The 6,525-nt window shown below is 72.2% G+C and carries 6 protein-coding genes; 4 read left to right on the top strand and 2 right to left on the bottom strand.

Annotation, left to right across the window (positions count from 1 at the left end; translation table 11 throughout):
* Window positions 1-429 precede the first annotated feature (429 nt).
* Both AB0F62_RS42215 and AB0F62_RS42210 read right to left on the bottom strand, forming a co-directional pair.
* Window positions 430-1,344, bottom strand: coding sequence for a zinc-binding dehydrogenase (locus AB0F62_RS42215; protein WP_361812075.1), 915 nt, complete (start codon window positions 1,342-1,344; stop codon window positions 430-432).
* Window positions 1,345-1,529: 185 nt separating this feature from the next.
* Window positions 1,530-1,751, bottom strand: a complete 222-nt coding sequence (locus AB0F62_RS42210; protein ID WP_361812072.1) for a hypothetical protein — start codon at window positions 1,749-1,751, stop codon at window positions 1,530-1,532.
* Between the two features lie 486 nt (window positions 1,752-2,237).
* Between AB0F62_RS42210 and AB0F62_RS42205 the strand changes: the two genes are divergently transcribed.
* The 4 genes from AB0F62_RS42205 to AB0F62_RS42190 all read left to right on the top strand — a co-directional run bounded on the left by AB0F62_RS42205 (window position 2,238) and on the right by AB0F62_RS42190 (window position 6,354).
* Entirely contained in the window at window positions 2,238-2,804 is a 567-nt protein-coding gene (locus AB0F62_RS42205; RefSeq protein ID WP_361812069.1) for a helix-turn-helix domain-containing protein, read from the top strand.
* A gap of 119 nt (window positions 2,805-2,923) precedes the next feature.
* Window positions 2,924-3,457 (top strand): DinB family protein, encoded by a 534-nt coding sequence (locus AB0F62_RS42200; protein ID WP_361812066.1) that lies wholly within the window; start codon window positions 2,924-2,926, stop codon window positions 3,455-3,457.
* Between the two features lie 580 nt (window positions 3,458-4,037).
* A complete protein-coding gene (locus AB0F62_RS42195) occupies window positions 4,038-4,754 on the top strand; it encodes a helix-turn-helix domain-containing protein (protein ID WP_361812064.1) in 717 nt (238 codons plus the stop codon).
* Window positions 4,755-4,839: 85 nt separating this feature from the next.
* Window positions 4,840-6,354 (top strand): MFS transporter, encoded by a 1,515-nt coding sequence (locus AB0F62_RS42190; protein WP_361812061.1) that lies wholly within the window; start codon window positions 4,840-4,842, stop codon window positions 6,352-6,354.
* Window positions 6,355-6,525 lie beyond the last annotated feature (171 nt).

Here is a 6,525-nt window from a genome sequence, read left to right as displayed (position 1 = left end):
CGTCCGGTGCGGCGCTGTACTGGCACATGGCGGCCATCCAGATCCGGTTCGGGATGGTCAGCGACCGGAGGGTGAAGGGCTCGAACAAGGTGGTGCTCACGGAACTGTTCTCCTCGATGCAAGGTCGGAAATGGTCCGCACGCCGGGGAGCGGGCCGAGAGGCCGCTCCGTGCGACTGTGCGGGCTGTCCGGGTGAGTGCGACACGCATGCCGCATCCGCTGGGGGAAAGGGACCCGTCGCCCATGCGTTGCGACGGGGACGATCACGCGCCGGCCTTGTCGCGGCGGCGACGACGGTCTGTGGCGGCGGATGGCCGATGGCCGGTTGTCGAGCGCCGCCACGTTGCGTGCGGCAGGCGGTGACGGGCCGACCCGGTACGCCGACGCCTGCCGGCGCGCCTGGTGCCACGGGCTCAGGGAATCAGGGGCTCAGGGCGTCAGCACCCATCTGCCGCGTCCGCCGCCGCCGCGGAGCGCCTGGTAGGCGCGCGCGGCCTGCTCCAGCGGCACGGTGCCGGCCCTGCGGGCCTCCAGCACACCCTGTGCCGTCAACTCCAGCATGCCGCTTAGTTGCGGGCCGTCGGGCGTGACGACGCCTGTGGTGATCGTGATGCCACGTTCGGCATCGGGTTCGAGGCCGGGAAAGACCCCCACGTATGTTCCGTGGTCGCGAACGGCGCGTAGGGCCGCGGAGTTGAGGAGGGCGGCGTCCAGTACCGCGTCGAAGCCGGTTGCCTGCTCCAGGTGTGTGATCGTGGCCGCCGCTCCGGCGCGGCCCAGGAACTCCGCGTCGGATGCGCGGGCCAGACCGGTGACGGCCCAGCCGGTGCGCGCCGCCAGGCCGACCGCGTACCCGCCGACGCCCCCGGCCGCACCGGTGACCAGGAGCCGCCGACCGTGACCAGGGCCGAGGGGACCGAGCAGTTGGGCCGCCGTCAGGGAGTTGAGCGGGACCGTGGCGGCGTCGAGCAGGTCGACGCCGGGGGGAACCGCCGCGGCGTGCGCGGCGGGGACGATCACGTACTCGGCCGCCGCCCCGGCGACGGCGTGCGGCGCGTGGGGGACGTGCAGGGCCGCGACGGGTATTCCGGGCCGGAAGTCCCGTACGCCGGGTCCCACCATGTCGACGACTCCGGCCACGTCCATGCCCAACCCCGTACGCCGGGCCGGAACGGCTCCCGCCGTACTGCCGGCCCAAGCGTCGAGGACGTGCAGATCGACCGGATTGACGGCTGCTCCCGTCATCTTGATGCGGATCTGGCCGGGGGCGGGTTGCGGATCGGGGAGGTGCTCCACCGTGAAGCCGTCGGCTTCCCCCGAGCGGGTCAGGATGAGGGCGCGCATGCTGTGTCCTTCTGGCGGATGGCGGATGGCGGATGGCGGATGGCGGGCGGCGGATGGGAGAAGTCGGATCCGGTGGCTCCGTACGCCGGGCAGCCGGCGGTCGGTTGCGAGGCGGTATGGCCGGGCCCGGTCCCGTCAAGGCAAGGGCTGTCGCGCCCACGGCCGGTACGAGCTCGAGGTCTCCGTCAGGCGGCCAGGCCGCCCGGCACCTCGGGGGCCCAACGCGGCCCGTCGACCGGCCAGTCGGGATTCGCGCACAGCGACTGCCGGGGCGCGGTACGTCGGTCGGTCCGGGCGAGTCGAGCGGTGGGCGGCTCCGGGACGGCGCCGTCGGCGTGCTGCCGGTCGGCTCCCTGTCCGGGCGGCGGGGTCGAGGCGGACGTCTGCGGGGCATCATGCGGGGTCATGGATGGTGCCTCTCTGAGCTTCCGAGTGGTGGGGTTCGGTCGACTGGGGTTGAAGCTTCAAGTCATACTCTGTGAAAACGCCGGGAGGATTTCCCGATGCGTGAGGGTTTCGGCGCGCCGACTTCCCCGGCGCTCTTGCGTCCTGGCGGCGCGTGGCGGGCGGGCTTCAGGGGGTGCGGCGTCGGCGCCGGCCGCGATACGCGCTGATTTCGGTTGAGTCCCTGGCCGGCGGGGTGTCGACGTCCGTGTGCGCCCGGTGCCGCTCGTGGGGCGCCGTGATGTCCGCGTGTCGGCCGGCGGGGGAGGAGTTCCGCTCGATGCTCGCTCCCGTGACCGGCGCGGTCCTGGCTTGCGCGGCCATCGCCCTCCTTCGGGTTGTCGTCATCGGAGCGGCGCTCCGGTACGATGCGAATGGCTCCGAACATACGGAGCGCCGCTCCGGTCGTCAAGCCGAGGTGCCGCTCCGCTCCCAGCGAGGTGTTGATCTTGCCGCAGGCAAACCGCGCGGACGCGCTCCGCAACCGTGACCTGCTCTTGGCGGTCGCGAGAGAGGCCATCGCCGAGCATGGCACGGACGCCTCCTTGCGCGAGATCGCCCGGCGCGCCGGCGTGGGCATCGGCACGCTCTATCGCCACTTTCCCAATCGTGAGGCCCTGCTCGAGGCTCTCCTCGAGTCCAACTTCGCCACGCTGTGCGCGCGGGCCGACGACCTGCTCGCGTCCCCGGACTCTGGCGAGGCCTTCCTGACGTGGCTGCGGGAAATGGCCGCGGGGGCCGCCACCTATCAAGGACTGCCGGAATCCATCAGGGACGCCCTGGCCGACGACGAATCCCGCCTGCACACGTCCTGCGCCCAGATGAAGGTCGCCGGGGGCCTGCTGCTGGAGCGGGCGCAGAAGGACGGCGGCGTGCGCGCGGACGTGTCGCTCGGCGAAGTCGTCTCCCTCGCCCTGGGACTCGCCTGGGCGGCGGAGAAGGCGTCGGAAGCATCCGATCTGGCCGCTCGCCTGCTCTCCACGACCTCACGCGGGACCGGGGGGCGCGGCCGCTGACGACTGGTCCGCGACGCCTCGGCCGGCAGGCGGCTTGTCCACGAGGCCGCGCGGAGAGGCGTGATGGGCCGCTCCGGCGACAACGCCAATCCGGCTCCTGACGCGCCTAGACTGCCCGCATGCCGAAGGCAAGTCCGGTGGCCGGTTCGCTGGAGCGCTCCTGGCCGTCCACGTGTGCCGATGACGAACTCCGTCTGCAGTGGGAGTTCCTTTCCTTCCTGCGTATCACCGTTGTCAACAAGATCGCCGGCCTCGGCACCGGCCAGGCGGCGGCCACCCCGCTTCCGACGTCGCCGTTCATGAGCCTGGCCGGAGTGGTCAAGCACCTCACGGCGGTCGAGCGCTTCTGGATGTCGATCGTCGGTGGCGGATCGGACCTGCCGTCCCTGTGGGAGGAGGGCGACGTCAACGCGGACTGGCACCTGCACGGGAGCGACACCCCGGCGGGCATCGTCGCCGCCTACCGGGCCGAGTGGTCCCGGTCGGAGCAGGCGCTGGCCGGCAAGGCCGCCGGCGACCGGGCGACGCGGAGCGTCGGCGGCGAGGAGTACACCGTGCGATGGCTGCTCGGCCACGTCATCCAGGAGACGGCTCGTCATGTCGGCCACATGGACCTGCTCCGCGAGATGGCCGACGGCGCGCGCGGCGAATGAGTGAGGCTCACGGTCGTCGGCACGGGCGGCTGCCCCGCCGATGGCCGGTGCTTTTTGCCAGGCGTGAGTGCGTTCGGCGTCGCCGGCGCTGACGTGCCCGGATCGGTGCCTTCTCGTTCCGTGCCGCGAGGTGCGGTCGTCGCGCAGGGGCCGGCGGCGGACGCATCCCGGACCTGGTGCAGCGGATACGCCGCGGTCGCCGGATTGGGACCTGCCGCTCGCCGGAGGCGGCGGGTGGTATCCGACGGGATCCGGCGAAGCCGCCGCTCGGTGCCCTTTTGACTATCGGAGCGGTGCTCCGTATATTGTGAGGCATGCCGGAGCGTTGCTCCGTTTCCATGAAACGGAGCAACGCTCCGATGTGTGCGACCCGACCCTGGAGACCCATGCAGCCCACAGAAGACACCGTGGTCCTCACGGGATCCGCCGCCCCTCGGTACGGCAGCGCCGCGCGGCACGCGTTCACCATCGGATGGCGCATGCAAGCGCCACCGCGTGACCCGGCCCGGTCCGGCCCGACGCCTTTCCGTGGGCGTGCGGACGAACACCTGTCGCCGCACGCGGCCGCATGAGGTGTCGTATGACCGAGTCGTCAACCGTCGCGACCGCGGGCCGCGTCGGCAAAGCCGGGCCGGCCCAGCGTGGCGGTCCGCGGAGCCGAGCGGATGCCGTACGCAACCGCGAGCGGATCGTGGCGGCGGCCCGGGAGGTGTTCGTGGAGAGGGGCCCCGCGGCTCCCTTCGACGAGATCGCTCGGCGCGCCGGAGTCGCAAACGCCACGCTCTACCGGCACTTCCGCGGGCGGCGGTCCCTGCTGCACGCCGTACTGCTGAACGCCGCTCGCCGCATGGGCGGCCAGGTGGAACAGGCCGCGGTGGAGACCACCGACCCCTTCGCCGCCCTGGAGCGCTTTCTGCACGAAGCGGTGGACGAGCGGCTCGGAGCGCTGTGCGGACTACTGCTGGGCAAGGGTGAGCAGTTGTCCACGGAACTGTCCGCACAGTACGGACGCGTGGAGGCCGCGGTCGGCAGGCTCGTGGAGGACGCCCGACGGGACGGCCGGATCCGTGCCGATGTCGGCCTCCACGATGTGCCGGCCGCGATGTCCCTGCTCGCGCGCCCCTTGCCCGGTACGGATCACCACGACGCGGATCACCACGACGCGGACGTGCACCGCCGCTTGCAGTTGCTCGTCAACGGCCTGCGCCTGCCCACCCGCGCACGCGCCGAGCCCTTGCCGGCTCGCCAGAGCCCGCGGCGGCACCGGAACGAACAGGTGTCGTCAGCCGGCCGGTGAGAGCTCGCCAAGTCCGGACACCCGCACACACCCCCTCCTCACACATCTCTTCCGTGCGCCCCCGCACGCCTAGGTGGATACCGCTATGTCTCATACAGCCGATCACGTCACATCCGACCCCAGGCGCTGGAAGGCCCTGGTCTTCCTCTCTCTCGCCCAGTTGATGGTGGTGCTGGACGCGACCATCGTGAACATCGCCCTGCCGAGCGCCCAGCAGGCCCTCGGCATCTCCGAAGCCAACAAGCAGTGGGTCATCACGGCCTATGCGCTGGCGTTCGGCGGCCTCCTTCTCTTCGGCGGCCGGGTCTCCGACCTCTGGGGCCGCAAGCGGACCTTCGTCCTCGGCCTGTCCGGCTTCGCGCTGGCCTCGGCGCTGGGCGGCGCCGCCACCGGCGAGGCGCTGCTGCTCGGCGCCCGCGCGGCGCAAGGCGTCTTCGGCGCACTGCTCGCGCCGGCGGCGTTGTCCCTGCTCGCGGTCCTCTTCACGGACGCCAATGAGCGGGCGAAGGCGTTCGGCATCTACGGCGCGATCGCCGGCGGCGGCGGCGCGGTCGGTCTGCTGCTGGGCGGCGTGCTGACGGAGTACCTCAACTGGCGCTGGACGTTCTTCGTCAACATCCCCTTCGCGATCATCGCGGCGCTGGGCGCCCACTTCGTCATCCGCGAGCCGCGGGGCGGCCGCAACCACTCGCCGCTGGACCTTCCCGGCGTCGTGCTCTCCACCCTCGGCCTGGTCGCGCTGGTGTACGGCTTCACCCGCGCCGAGACCAACGGCTGGTCCGACGGCTCGACGATCGGCCTGTTCATCGGCTCCGGCGTGCTGCTCCTCGCCTTCGTGCTCGTCGAATCCAAGGTGAAGGCACCGCTGCTGCCGCTGCGCGTGATTGCCCACCGCACCCGCGGCGGCATCTATCTGTCGCTGGGCCTGGCCATCATCGGCATGTTCGGCGTGTTCCTGTTCATGACGTACTACCTGCAGGTCGTCCAGGGGTACTCCGCGATTAGGACCGGCTTCGCCTTCCTGCCCATGGTCCTCGGCTTCGTCGTCGGCTCCACCCAGATCGGCGCCCGACTGGCCACGCGACTGCCCGCCCGCATGATCATGGCTCCCGGTTTCGCCGTCACCGGCGTCGGCCTGCTGCTGCTCACGCAGTTGGACGTCGACTCCTCCTACTGGGCCCTGTCCGGACCCGGACTGGCGCTGGCGGGCATCGGCATGGGCGCCGCCTTCATGCCCGCCCTGTCGCTGGCCACGTACGGCGTCGAGGTCCAGGACGCGGGTGTCGCCTCGGCGATGGTCAACACCTCACAGCAGGTGGGCGGCGCCATCGGCACCGCACTGCTGAACACCGTCGCCGCGTCGGCGACCACCGCCTACCTCGCGGGACACAGCGCGGTCGCGGGCAACGGGAAACTGCTGCACGCGCAGGGCCTGGTGCACGGGTACGCGCGCGCGACCTGGTGGGCGGTCGGCGTCGAAGTCCTCGCCGCGCTCATCGCCGTCACCTTCGTCAACGTCGGACGCCCCGGTTCCACGACGGTCGCCTCCGGCCCCGGCGGCGTCGAGGACGACGCCGTCGTGCCGGCCGTGGTGCACTGACCCGCCGGCGCCCCGGCCACCCGCGTCGCTGTTCGGCGCCGCAACGCCGTGCGGCCCGGGGCCCGGATCGCCGGCCGGCGGTGCCCGGCCCCGGCGCGGGCCCCCCGAACCCCCCCCCCGCGGGGCCGGGAAAGCGGGGGCCGGCGGGGAGGCGGGGCAGGGGCAGGCCGG

Source organism: Streptomyces sp. NPDC026673 (assembly GCF_040638135.1).
Taxonomy (GTDB): Bacteria; Actinomycetota; Actinomycetes; order Streptomycetales; family Streptomycetaceae; genus Actinacidiphila.
Note: the sequence above shows the minus strand (reverse complement) of the source record. Positions and strands in the feature narration are given on the sequence as shown.